21 protein-coding genes are annotated in these 20030 nt (G+C 41.1%); 10 read left to right on the top strand and 11 right to left on the bottom strand.

Annotated features, from left to right (window positions below; genetic code table 11):
• Window positions 1–59 precede the first annotated feature (59 nt).
• Window positions 60–764 carry a lipoyl(octanoyl) transferase LipB gene (gene lipB, locus KTO63_RS20615; protein WP_217793844.1) on the top strand — a complete coding sequence of 235 codons (705 nt, stop codon included), beginning with the start codon at window positions 60–62 and terminating at the stop codon, window positions 762–764.
• 96 nt (window positions 765–860) lie between these two features.
• On the opposite strand, the gene KTO63_RS20610 is transcribed toward lipB, so the two are convergent.
• Together KTO63_RS20610 and KTO63_RS20605 are read right to left on the bottom strand one after the other, a co-directional pair.
• Window positions 861–1736, bottom strand: coding sequence for a hypothetical protein (locus KTO63_RS20610; RefSeq protein WP_217793843.1), 876 nt, complete (start codon window positions 1734–1736; stop codon window positions 861–863).
• Between the two features lie 83 nt (window positions 1737–1819).
• Window positions 1820–2743: a 1-aminocyclopropane-1-carboxylate deaminase/D-cysteine desulfhydrase gene (locus KTO63_RS20605; RefSeq protein ID WP_217793842.1), complete on the bottom strand. Its 924-nt coding sequence runs from the start codon at window positions 2741–2743 to the stop codon at window positions 1820–1822.
• A gap of 45 nt (window positions 2744–2788) precedes the next feature.
• Between KTO63_RS20605 and KTO63_RS20600 the strand changes: the two genes are divergently transcribed.
• A complete protein-coding gene (locus KTO63_RS20600; protein WP_217793841.1) occupies window positions 2789–3694 on the top strand; it encodes a nucleotidyltransferase family protein in 906 nt (301 codons plus the stop codon).
• A 166-nt stretch (window positions 3695–3860) separates the two neighbouring features.
• Here KTO63_RS20600 and KTO63_RS20595 read toward each other — a convergent pair whose 3' ends face one another.
• Complete coding sequence (locus KTO63_RS20595) at window positions 3861–4949, bottom strand: S1C family serine protease (RefSeq protein ID WP_217793840.1); 1089 nt, start codon at window positions 4947–4949, stop codon at window positions 3861–3863.
• A 2-nt stretch (window positions 4950–4951) separates the two neighbouring features.
• Complete coding sequence (locus tag KTO63_RS20590) at window positions 4952–5518, bottom strand: RNA polymerase sigma factor (RefSeq protein WP_217793839.1); 567 nt, start codon at window positions 5516–5518, stop codon at window positions 4952–4954.
• A gap of 108 nt (window positions 5519–5626) precedes the next feature.
• Between KTO63_RS20590 and KTO63_RS20585 the strand changes: the two genes are divergently transcribed.
• Complete coding sequence (locus KTO63_RS20585; protein WP_217793838.1) at window positions 5627–5872, top strand: hypothetical protein; 246 nt, start codon at window positions 5627–5629, stop codon at window positions 5870–5872.
• Between the two features lie 240 nt (window positions 5873–6112).
• Here the strand turns inward: KTO63_RS20585 and mgtE are convergent, their stop codons facing one another.
• Window positions 6113–7504 (bottom strand): magnesium transporter, encoded by a 1392-nt coding sequence (gene mgtE, locus KTO63_RS20580; protein ID WP_217793837.1) that lies wholly within the window; start codon window positions 7502–7504, stop codon window positions 6113–6115.
• Between the two features lie 176 nt (window positions 7505–7680).
• Here mgtE and KTO63_RS20575 point away from each other — a divergent pair, with 176 nt between their 5' ends.
• A complete protein-coding gene (locus KTO63_RS20575; protein ID WP_232373262.1) occupies window positions 7681–8025 on the top strand; it encodes an SET domain-containing protein-lysine N-methyltransferase in 345 nt (114 codons plus the stop codon).
• A gap of 155 nt (window positions 8026–8180) precedes the next feature.
• Here KTO63_RS20575 and fmt read toward each other — a convergent pair whose 3' ends face one another.
• Window positions 8181–9098: a methionyl-tRNA formyltransferase gene (gene fmt, locus KTO63_RS20570; protein ID WP_232373261.1), complete on the bottom strand. Its 918-nt coding sequence runs from the start codon at window positions 9096–9098 to the stop codon at window positions 8181–8183.
• A 150-nt stretch (window positions 9099–9248) separates the two neighbouring features.
• On the bottom strand, window positions 9249–10445 hold the full coding sequence (locus tag KTO63_RS20565; RefSeq protein ID WP_217793835.1) for an exo-beta-N-acetylmuramidase NamZ family protein: 1197 nt from the start codon (window positions 10443–10445) through the stop codon (window positions 9249–9251).
• 395 nt (window positions 10446–10840) lie between these two features.
• On the opposite strand from KTO63_RS20565, the gene KTO63_RS20560 reads away from it, so the two are divergent.
• Both KTO63_RS20560 and KTO63_RS20555 read left to right on the top strand, forming a co-directional pair.
• A complete protein-coding gene (locus KTO63_RS20560) occupies window positions 10841–11296 on the top strand; it encodes an FKBP-type peptidyl-prolyl cis-trans isomerase (RefSeq protein WP_217793834.1) in 456 nt (151 codons plus the stop codon).
• A 99-nt stretch (window positions 11297–11395) separates the two neighbouring features.
• Window positions 11396–12013: a hypothetical protein gene (locus KTO63_RS20555; protein ID WP_217793833.1), complete on the top strand. Its 618-nt coding sequence runs from the start codon at window positions 11396–11398 to the stop codon at window positions 12011–12013.
• A gap of 96 nt (window positions 12014–12109) precedes the next feature.
• Here the strand turns inward: KTO63_RS20555 and KTO63_RS20550 are convergent, their stop codons facing one another.
• Window positions 12110–13018, bottom strand: coding sequence for a CPBP family intramembrane glutamic endopeptidase (locus tag KTO63_RS20550; RefSeq protein ID WP_217793832.1), 909 nt, complete (start codon window positions 13016–13018; stop codon window positions 12110–12112).
• Window positions 13019–13050: 32 nt separating this feature from the next.
• Between KTO63_RS20550 and pepT the strand changes: the two genes are divergently transcribed.
• A complete protein-coding gene (gene pepT, locus KTO63_RS20545; RefSeq protein ID WP_217793831.1) occupies window positions 13051–14298 on the top strand; it encodes a peptidase T in 1248 nt (415 codons plus the stop codon).
• A 200-nt stretch (window positions 14299–14498) separates the two neighbouring features.
• On the opposite strand, the gene KTO63_RS20540 is transcribed toward pepT, so the two are convergent.
• Complete coding sequence (locus KTO63_RS20540; RefSeq protein WP_217793830.1) at window positions 14499–15488, bottom strand: YpdA family putative bacillithiol disulfide reductase; 990 nt, start codon at window positions 15486–15488, stop codon at window positions 14499–14501.
• Window positions 15489–15700: 212 nt separating this feature from the next.
• Between KTO63_RS20540 and KTO63_RS20535 the strand changes: the two genes are divergently transcribed.
• The 3 genes from KTO63_RS20535 to KTO63_RS20525 all read left to right on the top strand — a co-directional run bounded on the left by KTO63_RS20535 (window position 15701) and on the right by KTO63_RS20525 (window position 18032).
• A complete protein-coding gene (locus KTO63_RS20535; protein WP_217793829.1) occupies window positions 15701–16630 on the top strand; it encodes an SPFH domain-containing protein in 930 nt (309 codons plus the stop codon).
• A gap of 212 nt (window positions 16631–16842) precedes the next feature.
• Complete coding sequence (locus KTO63_RS20530; RefSeq protein ID WP_217793828.1) at window positions 16843–17553, top strand: MotA/TolQ/ExbB proton channel family protein; 711 nt, start codon at window positions 16843–16845, stop codon at window positions 17551–17553.
• A gap of 77 nt (window positions 17554–17630) precedes the next feature.
• Complete coding sequence (locus tag KTO63_RS20525) at window positions 17631–18032, top strand: ExbD/TolR family protein (protein WP_217793827.1); 402 nt, start codon at window positions 17631–17633, stop codon at window positions 18030–18032.
• A gap of 159 nt (window positions 18033–18191) precedes the next feature.
• On the opposite strand, the gene KTO63_RS20520 is transcribed toward KTO63_RS20525, so the two are convergent.
• Window positions 18192–18797, bottom strand: a complete 606-nt coding sequence (locus KTO63_RS20520) for a thioredoxin family protein (protein ID WP_217793826.1) — start codon at window positions 18795–18797, stop codon at window positions 18192–18194.
• Window positions 18798–19030: 233 nt separating this feature from the next.
• Window positions 19031–20008 (bottom strand): YihY/virulence factor BrkB family protein, encoded by a 978-nt coding sequence (locus tag KTO63_RS20515; protein WP_217793825.1) that lies wholly within the window; start codon window positions 20006–20008, stop codon window positions 19031–19033.
• Window positions 20009–20030 lie beyond the last annotated feature (22 nt).

Genomic DNA, 20030 nt, shown 5'->3' with positions numbered 1-20030 from the left:
TAGCTTTATTCGCACTCTCAACTTTCAATTTTCAACTCTCAACTCCCTAACTTTGCCCCATGCAGGATGTAATTTTCAAGGATCTCGAAAAAATGCCCTACCAGACTGCCTGGGATCTCCAGGAAGAAGTTTTACAGAAGAATGTAAAGCTTAAGCAAGAAGCCCACCACGGCGGCGATGTCGTTCCCGATACTGAGCATCATTTGTTTCTGGTGGAGCATCCACCGGTTTATACTTTGGGTAAAAGCGGACATATTGAAAATGTGCTGATTAGCGATGAACAACGCGAACAAAGAGGCATCGAATTCTTTAAAACCAACCGTGGTGGCGACATCACCTTTCACGGTCCTCAACAAATAGTGGGCTATCCCATTCTCGATCTCGAAAAATTCACGACAGATATTGGCAAATACCTGCGCAACCTGGAAGAAGTGATCATTCTTACACTTGCTGATTATGGTTTGCAGGGCGACCGTTCAGCTGGCGAAACAGGTGTTTGGCTCGATCCGGGTGTGAAGGGCAAAGAAAGAAAAATATGCGCAATGGGCGTGCGTTGCAGCCGCTGGATCACCATGCATGGCTTTGCATTAAATGTAAATACAGATCTATCTTACTTTGATTTTATAATTCCCTGCGGTATTCAAAACAAACAGGTAACATCCATCGCCAAAGAATTCGGAAAAGAAGTGGATTTCGAAGAAGCGAAAGCTTTTGTTAAGAAAAATTTTGAGAAAGTGTTTGGAGTGAATTTAGTTGTTGGTTGATAGTTGTTTGTTGTTAGACCTTTTGTGCGGCATCCTAATAGCGTAATAAGCTTCACATAAAGCCTAACAACTATTAACTAACAACAAACAACCCCACTAAAAATCCTTCGGTATATACAACTTCTGTTTCTCTTTCAGATGTCCGTCTTCATACAGTTCAAAACGGAACCATCCGGCATGAATGAAATTGGATTTATCGAGCATTAATACGGGTTCAGCTACCTTTTTAATTTCAAACAGGAATGTGCTGTCTTCTTCGTAAAATTTAACACTGTACTTTTTATCCGTTGCATCCGGCAGTGAGATTTTTACACGTCCCTCTTTTTCCGTGAAAACATATTTTGACACGCGGAACACTTCCTTCGGCACAAAGGGCCTGATCATTAAAGTGTCGTTCGTTTCAAGATATATCGTATCTCTCGTTTTGTAGTTGAGGGAATCTTTATAGCGCTTAAACTGACGCTCAGGCACGAATGCCACCACGCTATCAGCTTTTTTAATAACGATGATTTTTTCCGGCGGAGCGGGCTGTGTTACACGTGCATTGGGCGTTTCACGAGTTGGGCGGTTCGTTGTTATCGCGGTTTCATATTTTTTGTCATCGCCATTTGTTGTGGCTGCACTTGTATCTGGTACTGGCCTTTTTGCCTTGCTAAATTCGTACTTGCCACTATCCATTTGCACATACATTCTATAGTACATGCTATCGTTTGGTGCCTGTGTATCCAAAAAACCGTTTTGCGGCGTGGTTGGATCAGGCATGGTGATAATTGTTTTGAATAGCTTTTTACTATCGTAGGAACGCTGGATGCTTAATTGCTTCACGGCGTCTTTCTTGTAGGGGTTGATCCAGCTGATTAAAATTTTACTCTTCGATTTTTTCACTACAGAAATAGAAGGCAGCGTGTCTTGCCCATAAATGAGAATAGAAGAAAAAAGAATAAAAAAGGTAAAAAGTACGGCCCTCAGCATGAAATCAACTGTAATTTTTGAAACAATACGCAAATATAATGGACATGGTTTTAGCAGTCGGTTAAAAAATGGATTTGATCAGATTAAAATTTCAACATTCCCACAGGTAATGATCTGTTTCCCTGAATTCCTCCGCAGTGAATGACAAGTAAAGAACTGTTTTGCGGAAAATAATTCTCTTTAATCAGTTCATTTACAGCAAACAGAAGTTTGCCAGAGTAAACGAAGTCTGTTGGAATACCTGTTTTATGATGAAATTTATTCATGAAATCGATCAGTGCGGGTGTTTTTTTCGCATAGCCTCCATGATGATAGTTGAAATTTATTTCGAAGGAAGCGTGCGGTATATGCTGAAAGGAAAAAACTACGGGGGATAGTTCATCTGCGCCTTTAATTGCACTAACGCCAATTACATGCTGTTGCGGCAAAGCCGAACGAACAATTCCGGCCATCATTGTACCTGTGCCGACTGCACATAGAATATGGGTGTAAACAGCAAGATCGGGCACATGTTGCAAAATATCTGCAGCGCCTTTTACTCCGGTTTCGCCAAACCCACCCTCGTCTATAACAATGCTTTCGGTTCTGTCAATATTAATTTTATCTAAAATATCGTTTCGGTTTTTATAGCTTTCGCGAGGCACAAAAATCAGGCGCATGCCATAGTCCACCGCGTCTTGTAAAGTAGGCGAGTAGGTTGCAGGTTCTTCACCACGTACAATTCCAATACTTTCTATGCCCATCATTTTTGCGGCAAAAGCAGTGGCGACAATATGATTTGAATAGGCCCCGCCAAAGGTTATGATGCGTTGCTTATCCTTTGCATTTTCTAAATAGTATTTTAATTTATACCATTTGTTGCCAGAGATAACGTTGTGTATTTGGTCTAATCGTAATATGTCTACACTGGCCACATTTTTGCTATCAAATGCGTTTGAAATATTTTCGATGACCGCGTTTTTATAATTGATTAAATTGTTCACGCTCACGTTCGGGTGTTTTTTCATTTAAAACTAATATTATCTTAGCGGCCGAAACAAAAAACAACAGTAATGCAGCAACCAACCTTATTGATCCTGGCAGCCGGTATGGCATCTAGATATGGAAGTATGAAGCAAATTCAGCCGTTTGGACCTAGTGGCGAAACTATAATGGATTATTCAATTTACGATGCAATCCGTGCCGGTTTTAAAAAAGTTGTATTTATCATAAGGAAAGATTTTGCGGATGATTTCAAAGCAATATTCGAACCTAAACTAAAGGGCAAAATAGAAACAGACTACGTGTACCAGGAGTTGAGCACTGGAACAGAAGGTTACAATATTCCTGAGGACAGAAAAAAACCCTGGGGAACAGCACACGCCATCCTTTGTGCTTTTGATAAAGTGAAGGAGCCATTTGCTGTTATCAATGCAGATGATTTTTATGGACAGGATGCATATAAGAAAGCTTACAAATTTTTAACTACAGATGTTTCCGATAAAAAATATGCAGTAATAGCATATGAATTGGCAAACACATTAAGTGAAAATGGCAGTGTGAGCAGAGGTGTTATCGCAACGAACGAAAAGAAAGAAATGGTGGGTATCACTGAAAGAACAAAGATTTACAGAGACAACGGCCAGATTGTATTTGAAGAAGAAACCGGGAAAGAAGAGCTGGCAGAAAATACCATTGTGGGAATGAATTTCTTTTGCTTTGCGCCTAACTTCATTGAGCTGTGCAAAAACAAATTCGGACAGTTCCTCGATCACAATATTTCCAATCCAAAATCTGAATATTTAATGCCGGCTATGGCGGATAGATTCATCACAGATGGCTACGGCGTTATCGATGTGATTACTACTTCATCAAAATGGTTTGGAGTAACATACAAAGAAGATGCCCCTGGCGTTCAGTCAAGCATTGACAAACTGGTAAAAGCGGGAGAGTACCCAACAAGTTTGTGGAACAGTTAATCTAATAGTCGGACGGCACATTTGTGCAACAAAGCTTCGACAAGCTCAGCTTGACAGCGTAAGCGGAGTGTCAGGCTGAGCCTGTCGAAGCCAAATGAAAAAGCTCTCAATTAAGAGAGCTTTTCTTATATACTTAGGGATTAAAGAGACTTGCTAAACAAAAAATTTAGTAGCTCAACACATTAAAAATGCAATCCTCAATTTTCTTCACCTGCTGTTTACGATCCATATTTTTTAAGCTGGAAGCGTAATTCAATTTAATATTATTGGTACTATCAGCCTTTTTCGCTTCTTCCAATATTTTGATGATATTTTTTGCTTTGCTGCTGAACACAACGCCTTCAGCCGTTGTTTGCTTGCCGCTCAGTACACCTATCACTTCACCGGCTTCGTTGAAAATTGGTCCGCCGGAGTTACCTGGGTTTGCAGAAATAGCAATCTGGTAAGCAGAAGAGTCGCCCTTATAACCTGTCTTTGCACTTAAATAACCCTGGTTGTACACCATTTCAGTTCTTGGGAAACCCAATGTGAAAATAGATTCACCGAGATCAGAACTTCCTTTGTGAATGGAGTAAGGCAGGTTTTTATAAGGCTGAAAACGGCCATCAATGATCTTTAGGATCGCGATATCTGTGTTTTCGTCAGCGATTACAATTGCTGCTTTGTAGTAATTGTCTTTGCTAAGCACGTAAACAGAATCGGATTTTGCCACGACGTGAGCGCTGGTTACAATGTAACCTCTGCCATCGATAAGAAATCCGGTACCACCAAACCCGGTTGCGGGTGGTTTGAAAGAGCCGTTTTTAAAGCTATTGATTTCGTTCTGGGTTTGTTTTTGAGAAACTTTTACAGAGTACAATTCTCTTTTCAGTTGCTCAATTTCGTTAACCGTTCTTTTTGGTGTTAAGTAAGCTACCAGGCCGCTGATAGATAAAGCTATGATACCTGCAATAGAAGCTGCGGCTGCCAATACCTTGCGGTATTTTTTCAGGAAGCTCACCACTTTTGCTTTTGGTTGAACTTCTTGAATGTCACCGTCCTGCAACAATTGCTGGTGAATATTTTGAATATTGTGTTTCAGTGATTTGTTTTCACCAAAACTGGTTAGCTGATGCAGGAACATTGTGTGCTGCACCACCATTTGATCTACGCTTGGGTCATTTTTACGGAGTTGCTCAAAGTTTGTCACTTCTTCCGGGGTCATTTCTCCGGAGAGATACCTTTCAACAGCTTCCAATAATTGGAGTTCTTCCATTATTAGTCCTCGTTTTTATATTGTGCAAAAAATATCTTTTTCAAACGCATCAGGCATTTATACTTCTGATTTTTTGCATTGTTTGCATTTGTGTATCCAAAGTTTCCTGCTATTTCCTCCATATTTCTCTTTTGCAGATAATATGCTTCGAGTAAACTTTTGCAGGGTTCGCCGATACTACTCAGCGCTTTTTCCATCATTTCAAATTCCTGTGCCTTCTGATTGTGTCTGTCCAGTTCGTCTTCCACAGGAACCACTTCTGCCAGATGATTGATCTCACCACTGAATCTTTGTTGAGACTGCAGTCTTTTTAGCCAAAGTCGCCTTGTAACAGAATATAAATAGGTTTTTATTTGGCAACTAAGTTCAAAATCGCCCCTTTTTGCCTTTTCATACAATACTATAATGGCTTCCTGAAAAAGGTCCCTTGCATCATCCACGGAACCGTTATTGTTCAGTATAAAAGCCTGAATAGTATTATAATTCTGTTTATAAATCGTCTCAATGGCCGTTTTGTCGTCTTTCGCCAGTCCTTCAAGCAATAATTTTTCGTTGGAATCTGTAATCACACGCTTAACTCAATTTTTAATACCCAAAATAACAAATAGTCACCCACAAAAAATTATAAAAAAATATTTTTCAGGTTGGGGTTACCTTTTTCAAATCTGAGTATAAACATGAAATCATTCATTAAACAAAACAAAGAAACTCACATGAAAAAGTTATTCGTAGTTTTAGCTATCGGCGCATTCGCAGCTTGTAACAACTCTGCTTCTACAGAAACTAAATCTGCTGATTCAACAGTAAAAGCTACTGATTCTGCAGTAACTGCAGTTGCTGACAGCGCAAAAGCTACTATCGACTCTACTGCTAAAGCTGTAGTTGATTCAGCTAAAGCTAAAGTTGATTCTTTGAAAAAATAGTATCTATTTTTTATAAGGCAAGCAATCGTTAGAGGCCATTCTGCTTAGGTAGGATGGCCTTCTCAATAGAAAGCGCCTTAAAATAGTGATTACTATAAGAAACGCCCAATGCAGGATGTTTAAAACATTTTGCATTGGGCGTTCGGTTTATAAAAGCTTAACGCTAAACGCTTGTGCGCGACAGTTTAGTCTACCCGCACCATTGCCCTTGCGTTAGGCATTCAGCATTAAGCCTTTAGCTTATAAAAGCACTCCTTTTAAAACCATAAAGGCTACAGAGAAATAGATAACAATACCGGTAACGTCTACCAAGGTGGCAACGAACGGTGCCGAAGACGTTGCGGGGTCGAGTTTACATCTTTTGAGAACAATTGGCAGCATGGACCCCATCAAACTTCCCCAGAGCACAATGCCTATTAAGGAAAAGAAAATGGTCACCGCAACGAGATGCCAGTGGATGCCGTAGTCGAAAACGTGAAGGTTTTGCCATATTATAATACGCAGATAACCAATGCTTCCGAGCACTACGCCCAATAAAAGACCCGAAATAATTTCCCTGCGCATTACTCTCCACCAGTCGGCAATATGGATTTCTCCTAAAGCCATCGCCTGGATGATCAAAGTAGAGGCTTGGGAGCCACTGTTGCCGCCGCTACTCATGATAAGGGGAATAAACAACGAAAGAACAAGCGCTTTGCTGATTTCGTCCTGGAAATGCTGCATGGCGGTTGCGGTTAACATTTCGCCGAGGAAAAGAATGATTAACCAACCGGCTCTTTTCTTCACCAGTTTTATAATGGGAATATCCAGATAGGGTTCGTCCAGGGCTTCGGTACCCCCGATTTTTTGAATGTCCTCGCTGTATTCTTCGTTGGCTACCCAAAGCATATCATCGATGGTTACGATGCCCAGCAATACATTATTGTCATCAACCACCGGAAGCGCCACACGGTTGTTCATTTTAAACACCTGGCTGGCGTGTTCCTGGTCATCGGTCGCTTTAAGTGCAACAATACGGCCATCCAATATGTCGTTTACCCGCTGGTCGGGAGTTGCAAGAATGATGTCGCGGATCTTAATATCATCAATCAGTTCGCCTTTTTCATTGATCACATAGATGACGTCAACCGTCTCACTGTTTTTACCATGCTTCCTGATGGTTGCGAGAACCTGTTCTACCGTAAAATATTCGTAAATGTAGACGTAGTCCGGCGTCATCAGCCTCCCTACGCTGTCCTCAGGGTAACCCAATAAAGAAAGGGTGATTTTGATTTCTTCCGGATCAAGCAGTTTGATGAGGTCGCGGATGGCACTTTTGGGAAGCTCTTCCAAAAAATCCGTGCGGTCATCGGCGGGCAACTCGTTCAGTAGTTCGGCGGTTTTGGAGGGGGGAAGTTCTTTGATGATCGTCTTTTGCACACCCAGGTCCAGAATTTTAAAAACGCTGGCTGCCCTGTGCACACTCATGCCACCAATAATTTTTTCCGCATAATCCTCATATTCATATACCAGATCAGCTACATCACTAATTTTTTGCTTATTCAGGAAGTCTTTGATCTGCAGTTTATCTTCAGTTTGAATAATTTGTTCAAACTGTTCGCGGATGCTTTGTGTTTCTAACTCTAAAGACATGCTACTGCTGGTTTATCGTTCTCGTTAATAACTACAAGACAAGGCACTGCCTTGTCTCTACCGGTTCGCCAATTTCTTCGGAAAAATACGGGCAAATTTCTGCAAATTGCAGCAGAAAAAATATTTTAATTACAATCATGATCCTGCCTTGTTTATTTATCTCTCTAACTGAAAATATGGGAAAGGGTGTTTTTACTTCGGAGCGGCTGGAAGCGAAAACTGTTATCGAGGTGGCACCTGTGATTGTGATGGATGCAAACGACAGGAAACTGCTTGATCAAACCCTGCTGCACGATTATATTTTTGAATGGGGCACAGAAAGAAATCAATGCTGCATGGCCCTTGGCTATGTGCCGATGTATAACCACAGTTTCGTAAGCAATTGCGAATACGAAATGGATTTCGACGAGCACCTCATTTACATAAAAACCGTTCGCGACATAGAACCCGGGGAAGAGCTTTTTATTAATTACAATGGAGATTGGAATGATGAAAAGCCCCTGTGGTTTGAAGCTACATAATTTGAAAATGTGCTAATTTGAAAATTTGAAAATTCTTTGGGTGGTACTTTCACTAAGAATAGTTACTCCTTGAACAGCGGAGAAATTATTAAATGCTTTCGAAGTAGCACTAGAAGAATTTTCAAATTAGCACATTTTCAAATTTTCAAATTGGGCTATCGGTAGCCGCGCAAAAAATCTTCCACGCCCATCCGCTTCTTTCCTTCCAATTGAATTTCTTGAACAGAAATGTAACCGTCTGCGGTGGCGAATTTCAGGAATGTTTTTTTGTCGGTGCTGATGGTTCCGGGCGTGTCCGGGTGTTTGCTGTGCTCTTTTTTGGCAGCATATATTTTTAAGGTTTTGCCGTCCAGTTGTGTGAACGCGGCGGGGTAGGGAGAGAGGCCGCGAATTTGATTGTGCACTGCATCCGTAGAATTCGACCAATCGATTTTACATGTTTCTGTAAATATTTTCGGTGCGTGTTTAAGTTCACTTGTTGTGTCTTGCTCAATTTCTTTCAGGCTGTTGTTTACCAGGCCATCAACTGTTTTCACCAAAAGATTTGCACCAACTTCTTTCATGCGATCATGCACTTCACCGGCCGTGTCATTTTCTGAAATAGGAAAGCGATCCTGCAGAAGAATATTACCGGTATCGATTTCGTGCTGCAACTTAAACGTGGTAACGCCGGTTTCTTTTTCACCATTGATCACCGCCCAGTTAATGGGCGCCGCACCGCGATATTGTGGCAACAGAGAGCCATGCACATTTATAGTGCCCATTGGTGGCATGTTCCAAACGATCTCGGGCAACATACGAAACGCCACAACAACTTGCAGATCCGCATTTAACGAACGCAGTTGTTCTAGGAACTCGGGGTTCTTCAGCTTTTCGGGTTGAAGGATATGCAATCCCTTTTCAACCGCATATTTTTTCACAGCACTCTCCGTCAGCTTCATGCCGCGCCCGGCGGGCTTGTCGGGCGCTGTAACAACGCCCACAATATTATAACCTGCACCTACAAGCGCATCCAAAGACGCAACTGCAAATTCCGGAGTGCCCATGAAAACGATTCGTATGTTTTTCTGCATGAGGCAAAAGTAAATTATAATTGAAAATTGAAAGTTGAAAGTTGAAAATGAGGGGGAACGCAGATTTTCAAGATTGTCATGATTTGATATGATTTTTTGATAGGAGATACTAACAACTCTGCGTTCCCATTTTCAATTTTCAATTTTCAATTACTCGCTGTAAAGCAAGTACTTCTTTCTTATGGTCTTAAACTTGTTCAAGTCTCCCTGCCAGCTCTCGCGGATTTGCTTTTCGGTTTTGCCGTCTTTGATTTGTTGCATCAACACGTCGTTGCCGGCGAGTTTGTTGAAGAAGTTATTGCTGAGAAAAAACTTGTCTTTTTCCTTGTACAATGAGTACGCTTTCAACAACCATTTCAGTTGAAGTTTGCCATCAATTTCTTTCACCGCATCAACTTTGCTGAGATCGTAGCCATAACATTTTTGATTAAGCAATGGCGGATTTTTTGCGCCTTCTACGCTTTGTGGTGTAAATGAGAAAAGATCATTTGGAAACTCCGGGCTGCCGAAGATCTGGAAAGGCTTGTCTGTACCGCGTCCCAGGCTTACTTGCGTGCCTTCAAAAAAACAAATAGAAGGATAGAGATAAACAGATTGCGCGTTTGGCAAGTTTGGTGACGGCTTTACAGGCAATTGGTAATGACTTTTATGGGTATAGTTTTTACAAGTGATAACTGTTAGCTTGAAAGAAGGAATCTTTTGATTAACACTGGCGTCAAACCAATTTTCTCCAACCAGCATTTTTGCATATTCACCAATGGTCATTCCGTATACAATCGGAACCGATTGCATGCCAACAAATGATTTGAATTTTTTGTCAAGCACTGGTCCGTCAACATAAAAGCCGTTAGGATTTGGCCTGTCCAATACAATCAAAGGCTTGCCAAACATGATGGCGCTTTCCATGAGGTCCTGGAGTGAGGAAATAAATGTGTAAAATCTTACCCCAACATCCTGTATGTCGAATACAATTATGTCCACATCCTGCAGCTGCTCAGCAGTGGGTTTTGTTTTGCTTCCGTACAATGAAATAACAGGAATCCCGGTTTGAGGGTCAACTGAATTTTGCACTTTTTCTCCTGCATCTGCATTGCCGCGAAAACCATGTTCCGGAGCAAATATTTTCTTGATAACCACGCCTTTTGATAACAAGGTGTCAATCAGGTGGGTATGTCCAACGATGGACGTTTGGTTAGCGAAAACCGCGACAGACTTGCCTTTCAGCAACGGAAGATATTCCTGTAGCCTTTCGGCACCTGTAGTAATGGCCGTTTTTTGCGCGACGATGGAAAGTGCTAATGTTAGAAAAAATAAAAAGAGGGCAATTTTTGCAAACGTTTTTCTCATAGTATTTGTTAGAAGGTGATGTCTTCAATTTGAGAATTTGAAAATATGAAAATTTCCTGCCCGACTACTCATTTCTTTTGATTGGTCATTTAGAATGCAGGCGGGGAAAATTCTTTCGTTGAAACTTTCATTTTGGGAATTAGCTCAGGAGATGTCCGGGAGTTAACAATAAATTCAGAAATGATACACATAAAGATTTTGAAAATTTTCAAATCCTCAAATTTTCAAATTGGACATAAAGGCCTTACCTTGCCGGTATTTCGCATCCTTTTGTTCTTCACTGTTTCGCTGTGTCAGCTCATGAATCTGGAACTTTCCTTTTATTTACGGGCGCATTGCAATGACGTTGAGAAGAAATGAGAAGCTGATAACGTTAATTTTTTAAAAAATAATTTATGCAACAAGTGAAAAGCGGCGATACAGTTAAAGTACATTATCATGGCCGCCTTACAGACGGAACAACTTTCGACAGCTCAGAAGGACGCGAACCTTTGGAGTTTGAAGTAGGAAGCGGAATGGTGATCAAAGGCTTTGATGATGGTGTGACAGGTATGGCTGTGGGTGAGAAAAAAACAATCAACATCCCTGTTGACAATGCATATGGTCCGAAAAATGCAGAGATGATCATTGAATTTCCACGCAATCAGTTTCCTGAAGGAATGACTCCTGAAAAAGGAATGCGCCTTAATCTGAATAATGCTGAAGGACATGTGTTTCCTGTGGTTATTTCAGAAGTAAAAGACGATGTTGTGATTCTTGATGCTAACCATCCTTTGGCAGGTGAAGATCTTATCTTCGACCTTGAACTGGTGGAGATTGTGGGTAGCAAGTCCCGCATTATTATGCCTTAATTCTGTTTGAACAGATAGATAAAATACTGCTGAAAGTCGAGTGTTAATACTATACGCTTCTTTCAGCAGTTTTTTTATTTTGTGTTCAAATTCGATCCGATGAAAACAATATTTACCCGAGTATTCGTTCTTCTGTTTCTATTCCCTCTCTTCTCAAAAGCGCAGGAAATTGACAGTGCATTTATCAAACAAAGAGCTGCATATTTTGCAGACAGTCTAGACAAAGCTTATCAAAACAAATTATGGGATCAGTATGTGTCGCTTACACAACCCGGACTTATCAAGTTCCTGGGCGGTAAAGCCGGCGTTATTGATTACGCAGAACGCCTTTGGATGGTGCTTAACCAGGATATTGGCGAGAAAGTCTCTAACCAAAAAGTATTGCAAATTGTTGCCAAAGACAATGCATGGCAGTGCGTGGTGGAAAAAGTGAAAGAGGTCTATTACGAGGACCGCAAAGCGTGGGTTACTACATACGTGGTGGGCAAATCTGAAGATGAAGGCAATTCCTGGAAGTTTGTTGAAATTTCTGAAGGTATGCTTATCAATGCGAGAGAAGTAATGCGTGATATTTCTGATGAATTAATTATCCCGAAACGCACCGTTGTTTATGCTGATGACCTGAAAAAACAACAGGACGCAGAAGCAGCGGCGGCTGCAGCGGCGGCGAAAAAGCAGCAGCAACAACAGGCGAAGAAGCGAGTTGCGAAAAAATAATTTTGGTTTTGAGTAGTGAGTTATGAGTGATGAATTGTTTGTTTTAAGTTTATAGTTGTTAGCAATTTCAGTCACTCAAAACTCATTACTCATCACTTACAACTCAGCACTCACCACTTTCTCTGTTTTAGAAACATACAACCACTCTAATAGGATCGCTGTAATCAGCATCATCACTGTGCAAAGCGTAGAACCTTCAAATCCGAACTTTCCCCCAGTTAATAACGAAGGTCCCTGTAAATCTTGTTCTAAGACACTACCAAAAGCTTTACCGCTCACTTTATAACCCAATACCGGCCCCTGGAAAAAATTCCATGCAAAATGAAAGGCCATGCCGAACCACAGGTTTCGTGTGTGGCTGTAATTCACACCCAGCACCAACCCAGCGAGAAATACATTTATCAACGGTAAGATGTTTGCACCGGGGCTTCCCATATGAAAGGTTGCAAATAACAAAGCACTGGTGAGCAAGGCAACGCGTCTTTTTTGTGACTGCATCAAATTGTTGAGCACATAACCTCTGAATACAAGTTCTTCCCCAAATGCTACTAAGAGCATTAGGACAATATTGATAAAAAACAACGTTCCATCAAAATGAATATCTGTCCACGTGAGGTATTTTGAATAAGATAAGATCAGTGTGCCAATGCCGAGTAAAATGAACGGCAGAGAAAACCCAACGCCCGCCTGGCTTGCATAGCCTTTCCATTGAAATCCCAGTGAGTAAACGGAACGTTTGTCAAAGAATTTGGTGAAAAGCCAAACCAACCCGAAGCCAATAATTGTAACGATCAGCAGCACAAGCGGGCGAAACAACGGTCCGGATAAAACATCCTGTACATTGAAGGTGCCATTTTTCATTTCCTCTGCATGTTGGGCAATTACATAACCGGCGAATATCAGCCCAATGACCATATTCATCAATAAAAAAGCAGCCAGCAAACCAATGGCCCTGACCCAGCCCTGCTTAAAGAAACTCCTCTTTTGTTGATTGACAGATTCCATAGATGCGTTAATTTGCTCAAAAATATCCAAATATGTTCCAAAATTATCAATATACAGTTACGGAAAGATTTTTACAATACGTGCAAATAGACACCCAGAGCGATCCGCATTCTAAAACTCAACCATCATCAGAAAAGCAGAAAGATCTTAGCCGTATATTGGTAACGGAGCTAAAAGCTATTGGCATTCAAGATGCACATCTCGACGAGTTTGGATATGTGTACGCAACAATTCCGCCGAATACAGACAAAAAAGTTCCTGTCATTTGTTTCTGCTCACATGTAGATACAGCGCCGGATTGCAGCGGCAAAGATGTAAAGCCGATCGTACATAAAAATTACGATGGCAGCGATATTATTTTGCCCGACGACAATTCACAAGTGATCACTACGAAAGAACATCCTTATTTGAAAACCAAAATAGGAGATGATATCATCACTGCATCGGGAAATACTTTGCTGGGCGCAGATGACAAGGCTGGCGTAGCCATTATCATGGATCTTGCGAATTTCCTGATCACCCATCCTGAAATAAAACATGGTGACATTAAAATTCTATTTACACCAGATGAAGAAATCGGTCGCGGCGTGGATAAAGTAGATATGAAAAAGCTTGGGGCCGATTTTGGCTACACACTTGACGGAGGGGAACTGGGATCGCTGGAAGATGAAAACTTTTCCGCAGATGGAGTTACCATCAATATCTACGGCATTATTGCGCATCCGGGAACGGCGAAAAATAAACTGGTGAATGCTTTGAAAGTTGCGGCGAGCTTTTTGGATTCATTGCCCAAAGATGCGTTGTCGCCGGAAACTACCGAAGGAAGATTAGGATTTGTTCATCCAATCCACATCGAAGGGATTGCGGAAAAAGTAACGGTGAGTTTCATCATCCGTGATTTCGAGACTGCAAAATTGAAAGAGTATGAAACCTTTTTGCAGCAGCAATTGGAAGCTACACTCAAAAAATTCCCAGGAGCAAAAGCAGATTTTGTGGTGAAGGAACAATACAGAAACATGAAGGAAGTGTTGGATCAAAACCCGCAGGTTACACAACTCGCAGAAGAGGCGATCAAAAGAGCGGGAATTGATTTTGCAAAACTAATTATACGCGGCGGAACAGATGGCTCGCGCCTGTCATACATGGGCCTGCCTTGTCCTAATTTATTTACAGGTGAAATGGCTTTACACAGCAAACACGAATACGTAAGCATACAAGACATGCAAAAAAGTGTGGAAACGCTGGTGCATTTGGCAAGGTTGTGGGAGGAGAGGAGTTAAAAGCTTCGCTTTGGGATTTTGCCACAGAGGGACAGAGGGCGCTGAGTTTTTGTTAGCAGAAAAACTTTGATTTATGGGGGCTGAACTGTGAATGTTTATCGTTTACCATATAAATTTTTTATGCCTTTCACGAGGTGTTTTTATTAAAATTCTGTGCCCTCTGTTCCTCTGTGGCAAAAGAAAAGGAGGCGCAGCCTCTCTTAAGCTTCTTCCAGCTTACTATTCTTCACCACAATATCCTTCACTATCTTCTCTGCATGAACCCTTGAGTTTTCGATGAACCACACGTGTGTATTCATTCCGCCACACACTACGCCTGCGAGATAAATGCCGGGTAAGTTTGTTTCCATCGTATCCGGATTGTAAGCAGGACACAAATCCGCATCATTTGAAAGTTCGATGCCGATGTTTTTAAGAAAATCAAAGTTTGGTTGATAACCTGTCATTGCAATTACATAATCATTCGGAACAGTTATGATACCATCAGGAGTTTGAATGTCCACATCCTTTCCGCGAATAGCCGTGACCGTTGAATTGAAATATGCTTTTATACCGCCTTCCTTAATCCTGTTTTCGATATCTGGTTTCACCCAATATTTTACCCTTTCGCCAATTGCCGGACCTTTGACAACCATTGTCACTTCAGCACCCTTGCGGAAGGTTTCCAAAGCGGCGTCTACAGCAGAATTTGCGGCACCTACGACGAGCACTTTTTGCATCGCGTAAAAATGTGGATCCTTGTAGTAATGCGCAACTTTAGGTAAATCTTCACCTGGCACGTTCATCAGGTTGGGAATGTCATAAAATCCTGTTGCGATGATTACATTCCGTGCATAGTAGAAGTTTTTCGAGGTAACAACTTCGTAGTTATGATCTGCGGTTTGTTTCACCCTTTCCACTTTTTCCTGCAGGTTGATTTTTAAGTGATTGGAAGTTGCCACACGCCTGTAATATTCGAGCGCCTCAGGTCTCGTGGGCTTTATATTGTTGGATACAAAAGGGATTTCGCCAATTTCAATTTTCTCCGAAGTAGAGAAAAAGGTCATGTTCATGGGATAGTTATACAGCGAATTTACCAGGCAACCTTTTTCAATGATGAGGTAGTCGAGTCCTGCCTTTTTCGCCTCCAATGCACACGCAAGCCCGATGGGGCCGCCGCCAATAATTATGATGTTATAATGATTGTTCATTTTTCAAATTTAACACGTGAATCGTGAATGGAGAAACGTGAATCGTGAATGTGTCACTCAGACATATCCGGTCATTCTCAATTCGCTACCTGAAAATAATGAAAGTAAAACCGAAAGGTAACATAGATCATTTAGGCTCTCCATTCACGATTGACGATTCACGATTCACCATTCACCATAAAGCCGTACTTTCAATTTTAAAATTCTAAATCATGATCTCGACCCCTTTAATTATTTTGGCCGTTATCGTATTGGTTATTCTAATGGGCCTTAAAACGATTGCTCAGGGAACGGTTGGTGTGGTTACGCGTTTCGGTAAGTACAAGCGTGTATTACATCCCGGTCTTAACGTTATTGTTCCTTTTCTTGATCAGATCACTAAACGTGTTTCTATCCAAAACCGTTCCGTGGAAATGGAGTTCCAGGCGGTAACAGCTGATCAGGCAAATGTTTACTTTAAAAGCATGTTGCTATATGCTGTTCAAAACGAACAAGATGAAACAATTAAGAAAGTAGCCTTTAAGTTCATCAGCGAAAGGGATCTGATGCAAGCGCTTTCCAGAACCATCGAAGGAACGATCCGTTCTTTTGTTGCTACGAAAAGACAAGCGGAGATTCTCGCATTGAGAAGAGAGATTGTGGAATATGTAAAAGAACAGATCGATCTTTTGCTGGAAGAGTGGGGGTATCACCTGATCGATTTGCAGATAAACGACATTACGTTTGATAAAGCTATTCTTGAAAGTATGAGCAAAGTGGTGGCGAGTAACAACCTGAAAGCGGCGGCTGAAAACGAAGGTCAGGCAATGCTGATCACAAAAACCAAAGCGGCTGAAGCAGAAGGTAATGCTATCAAAATTGCGGCTGAAGCAGAACGCGAAGCTGCAAGATTGCGTGGACAGGGCGTAGCACTTTTCCGTGAAGAAGTGGCAAAGGGTATGAGTCAGGCTGCTGCAGAAATGAAACAAGCAAACCTCGATACAAACGTTATTTTGTTCAGTATGTGGACAGAGGCCGTTAAAAACTTTGCTGAATATGGCAAAGGAAACGTCATATTCCTGGATGGTAGTGCAGATGGTATGGAGAAAACGATGAAGCAGATACAGGCGATGATGGTGAAGCAAGCAGGAACGGGCAACTAAGAATTAGAAATTAGAAATTAGGAGTTAGGAATTAGATAGCTGCATTGAATCTCACTTATCTAACTCCTAGCTCCTAATTTCTAATTCCTAATTGTTAACACTCTGCCAATACATATTTTTGTCAACAATTATTGGTGTTTTTTCACGTTGAGCATAGAATTGGAGCATCGTTTGCTTAGTTCTTTTATTTTTGTTCAAATAAACAGCCTTACATGACTATTTTCTTATTGCAGATCACAGATTCCGCAAAACGATTGATTGATTCTACACACACAGCAACAACAGCAGCCGCGAGTCCCGCACCTCAAATGAATTTATGGGGCCTGCTTATGCAGGGTGGTGTTTTGATGATTCCGCTGTTTTTACTTTTGGTGCTGGCTATTTATTTCTTCTTCGAAAGATGGATCGCTATTAACAAAGCAAGTAAAGTGGATCCTAATTTCATTTACATTATTCGTGATAATATTTTAGCGGGCAATATTTCTTCGGCCCGGGCGCTGGCAAAAAATACCAACAATCCGGTTGCAAGAATGATCGATAAAGGATTGCAGCGCATAGGTAAACCAATCGACGCCATTGAAAAAAGCATGGAGAATGTTGGCAAACTTGAAATGTACAAGATGGAGAAAAATCTTTCTGCATTGTCTTTGATCGCCGGTATCGCCCCAATGTTCGGGTTTTTAGGAACGATTGTGGGTATGGTGCAACTTTTTTATGGAATTTCTTCTACGGGTGAATATACTTTGAGCACTATTGCCGGTGGTATTTATGTGAAAATGATCACTTCTGCAAGCGGACTTATCATCGGTCTGATCGCTTATGTTGGCTACAGCTTTTTGAATGCACAGATAGATAAGAATGCCAACAAAATGGAAGCAGCAAGTGCAGAGTTTATCGATATTTTGCAGGAACCGACACGGTAATGATGATTTATGAATGATGAATGATGAATACCGTAGAGACGCGTTGCACGCGTCTCCCACCAATCAAAATTTGAATAATGAATTTAAAAAGAAGATTAAGATCGCATGCGGAGGTGCACACAGGTGCGCTTAACGATATATTGTTCATCCTCTTGCTGTTTTTCCTTATAGTGTCAACACTGGCCAATCCCAATGTGATCAAGCTTTCACAGCCGAAGGCAAAAAGTGATACAAAGGCAAAGCAAACAGTGGTTGTTTCTATTGACGTAAACAATAACTTTTATGTAGGTACAGCCAAAGTAACCCTGGAGGAGTTAAAACAAAAATTGCAACCAATACTGGCCAAAGAAACTGATCAACCTTCGATTGTGATCAATGCCGATAAAGTAGTGCCCGTAGAGAACGTGGTTGCTGTAATGCGTGTAGCGCGTGAACTAGGCGCGAGGACGGTGCTGGCAGTGGATAAGGCGGGACAGTAGAAATAATTTGAAAATTTGAAGATTTGAAGATTTGAAAATGAAAAGCTTCTGGTTTTAAATTTCGCTATCAATCTAAATAATGAAGAGGGTCGAACATTTTAACAATGTTCGACCCTCTTCATTATCAAATTTTCAAATCTTCAAATTTTCAAATTGGGTTTATCCCTTCCTTTTTATCACACATCCAACTGACCTCGTTTCTTTCACTGTAACAGGCTTGCCTGCCACGGTTTCGTTTATCGCCTCTTGCAGGTGATGACGACTTACCTTGGTTTCGTCGGAAGGACTGTCGTCGATGGCACCGTGATAAACCAGTTTGCCATTTTTGTCAAATAAAAAACACTCAGGCGTCCTGTTGGCTCCAAACGCATCTGCGAGATCGTTATTGCTGTCAACCGCATAGAACCATTTATAGTTCTGTGCTTTTGCGTATTCTTTCATGGATGCAAAGGAGTCGTCGGTTGTTCTGTTCCCTTCATTTGCATTCAAAATAATGACACCAATATTTTGGCTTTTGGAATATTCGCAGATATCTTTTGTGCGTTGCTGATTCTTGATAACGTATGGACAGGTGTTGCAACTGAACATTACAAGTAATCCGTTTGATTCTTTTGCATCGTTAAGACAAACAACCTTGCCTGATACGTCCTTCATTTTGACAGTCGCTTTTGGCATAGCAGATCCTATTGCCAGACCATTTTGCGCATGAACCGACGAGCTTAGGGCAAATATCCCTAGCAACAGGGTGATCAATTTTGTTTTCATATAAGTGAATTTTAAGGCTTAATAAAGTTATGCAAAATTAGAATATAAGTGTTGACGAGGGTTTAAATCGGATGCTGTAAATATTTATAAATCAACGCATAAGGGTAAACGCTTATTGCACTACTAAGACTGTAAAAAGCATAGAAAAGCTGCATGTGGGAGGTATGCATTCAAAAGAAATCAAAAGTAAAAAATCAAAAATTGGAAACGTCGCCACGAGCCGGGCACATTTTTTACTTTTTACTTATTAGTTCCTGTTCGTGCTCTTGTTTTCTGTTTGCCGCTATGATCTTCAGTGTTTGGATACTCACGTTTAATTCATAGCCGATCAATAAAACAAGGGAGTTCAGGAAAATAAGCACCATAAGGATAATGATGGTACCAATGGACCCATAAATTTTGTTGTAGTTGCCGAACTTGTTAACCCAGTATGAGAAAGCGAGTGTAAGCAAAACCGTTAGGAAGGTGGCCAAAATGCTACCCGGTGTATTCAGTTTCTGCCTGTTTTTTACTGCAGGAGCATATTTGTACATAAAAGAAATGCCGTAGAAGAACAGTGCAATGATGATAATAAAACGGATGAATTTAATAAAAAACATGGTCCAGGCATCCGTTCTGTGCAAATGCATAGCTTTCAAAATCCATTTTAGTGCAGCTCCCTGTGTTACAAGCAACATTACGGTGGCAATGATAAGGAAGATAAGCAGCACCGTAAGTTTAAGGGCTACCCATCTTTTCTGAAAAAAGTTACGCTTCGTCGAATGCATCAACGATCTGTTGAAGGATCGCATAACGCCAATCATCGCATTGGAAGAAGTGAACATTACCAGCAGGAAACCCAATGACAGCAAGCCTTCCCGGGGCGTATCCAAAAAGTCGACCAGGAAATCCTTTACCAGTAAATAGGTGTTAAGATTAGGTGTAATATCTCTTGTTAAAAGAAGCAACTCACGCGTAATCAGTTTTGACACCGGCATGTAAGGAATAAGTGTACAAAGGAAAATGGTCGCTGCCGGAATAGCCATTAGCAGATTAAAAGAGATGGCTGCTGCTCTTTCGCTCAATCCAACTTCTTTGACGCGGGTTCCAAAAAACGCCACCACATCATACAAACACAGGCCCTGAAAGCCAGGCAGTTCCCATACCTTGCTCTTCTCTATTAAATAATTAATAGGACCCGTTGAAATGATGATGCGTTGAAATTTTGTCATTTGAATAAGTTGAGAGTTGAAA

It is taken from the genome of Pinibacter aurantiacus (genome assembly GCF_019130065.1).
GTDB lineage: Bacteria > Bacteroidota > Bacteroidia > Chitinophagales > Chitinophagaceae > Pinibacter > Pinibacter aurantiacus.
The sequence above is the reverse complement of the archived record's forward strand: the minus strand, read 5'-3'. Positions and strand labels throughout refer to the sequence as shown.

Coding starts and splice junctions, on each gene's coding strand:
- lipB (WP_217793844.1), top strand. CDS start 60: ATGCAGGATGTAATTTTCAAGGATCTCGAAAAAATGCCCTACCAGACT.
- KTO63_RS20610 (WP_217793843.1), bottom strand. CDS start 1,736: ATGCTGAGGGCCGTACTTTTTACCTTTTTTATTCTTTTTTCTTCTATT.
- KTO63_RS20605 (WP_217793842.1), bottom strand. CDS start 2,743: ATGAAAAAACACCCGAACGTGAGCGTGAACAATTTAATCAATTATAAA.
- KTO63_RS20600 (WP_217793841.1), top strand. CDS start 2,789: ATGCAGCAACCAACCTTATTGATCCTGGCAGCCGGTATGGCATCTAGA.
- KTO63_RS20595 (WP_217793840.1), bottom strand. CDS start 4,949: ATGGAAGAACTCCAATTATTGGAAGCTGTTGAAAGGTATCTCTCCGGA.
- KTO63_RS20585 (WP_217793838.1), top strand. CDS start 5,627: ATGAAATCATTCATTAAACAAAACAAAGAAACTCACATGAAAAAGTTA.
- mgtE (WP_217793837.1), bottom strand. CDS start 7,504: ATGTCTTTAGAGTTAGAAACACAAAGCATCCGCGAACAGTTTGAACAA.
- KTO63_RS20575 (WP_232373262.1), top strand. CDS start 7,681: ATGGGAAAGGGTGTTTTTACTTCGGAGCGGCTGGAAGCGAAAACTGTT.
- fmt (WP_232373261.1), bottom strand. CDS start 9,098: ATGCAGAAAAACATACGAATCGTTTTCATGGGCACTCCGGAATTTGCA.
- KTO63_RS20565 (WP_217793835.1), bottom strand. CDS start 10,445: ATGAGAAAAACGTTTGCAAAAATTGCCCTCTTTTTATTTTTTCTAACA.
- KTO63_RS20560 (WP_217793834.1), top strand. CDS start 10,841: ATGCAACAAGTGAAAAGCGGCGATACAGTTAAAGTACATTATCATGGC.
- KTO63_RS20555 (WP_217793833.1), top strand. CDS start 11,396: ATGAAAACAATATTTACCCGAGTATTCGTTCTTCTGTTTCTATTCCCT.
- KTO63_RS20550 (WP_217793832.1), bottom strand. CDS start 13,018: ATGGAATCTGTCAATCAACAAAAGAGGAGTTTCTTTAAGCAGGGCTGG.
- pepT (WP_217793831.1), top strand. CDS start 13,051: ATGTTCCAAAATTATCAATATACAGTTACGGAAAGATTTTTACAATAC.
- KTO63_RS20540 (WP_217793830.1), bottom strand. CDS start 15,488: ATGAACAATCATTATAACATCATAATTATTGGCGGCGGCCCCATCGGG.
- KTO63_RS20535 (WP_217793829.1), top strand. CDS start 15,701: ATGATCTCGACCCCTTTAATTATTTTGGCCGTTATCGTATTGGTTATT.
- KTO63_RS20530 (WP_217793828.1), top strand. CDS start 16,843: ATGACTATTTTCTTATTGCAGATCACAGATTCCGCAAAACGATTGATT.
- KTO63_RS20525 (WP_217793827.1), top strand. CDS start 17,631: ATGAATTTAAAAAGAAGATTAAGATCGCATGCGGAGGTGCACACAGGT.
- KTO63_RS20520 (WP_217793826.1), bottom strand. CDS start 18,797: ATGAAAACAAAATTGATCACCCTGTTGCTAGGGATATTTGCCCTAAGC.
- KTO63_RS20515 (WP_217793825.1), bottom strand. CDS start 20,008: ATGACAAAATTTCAACGCATCATCATTTCAACGGGTCCTATTAATTAT.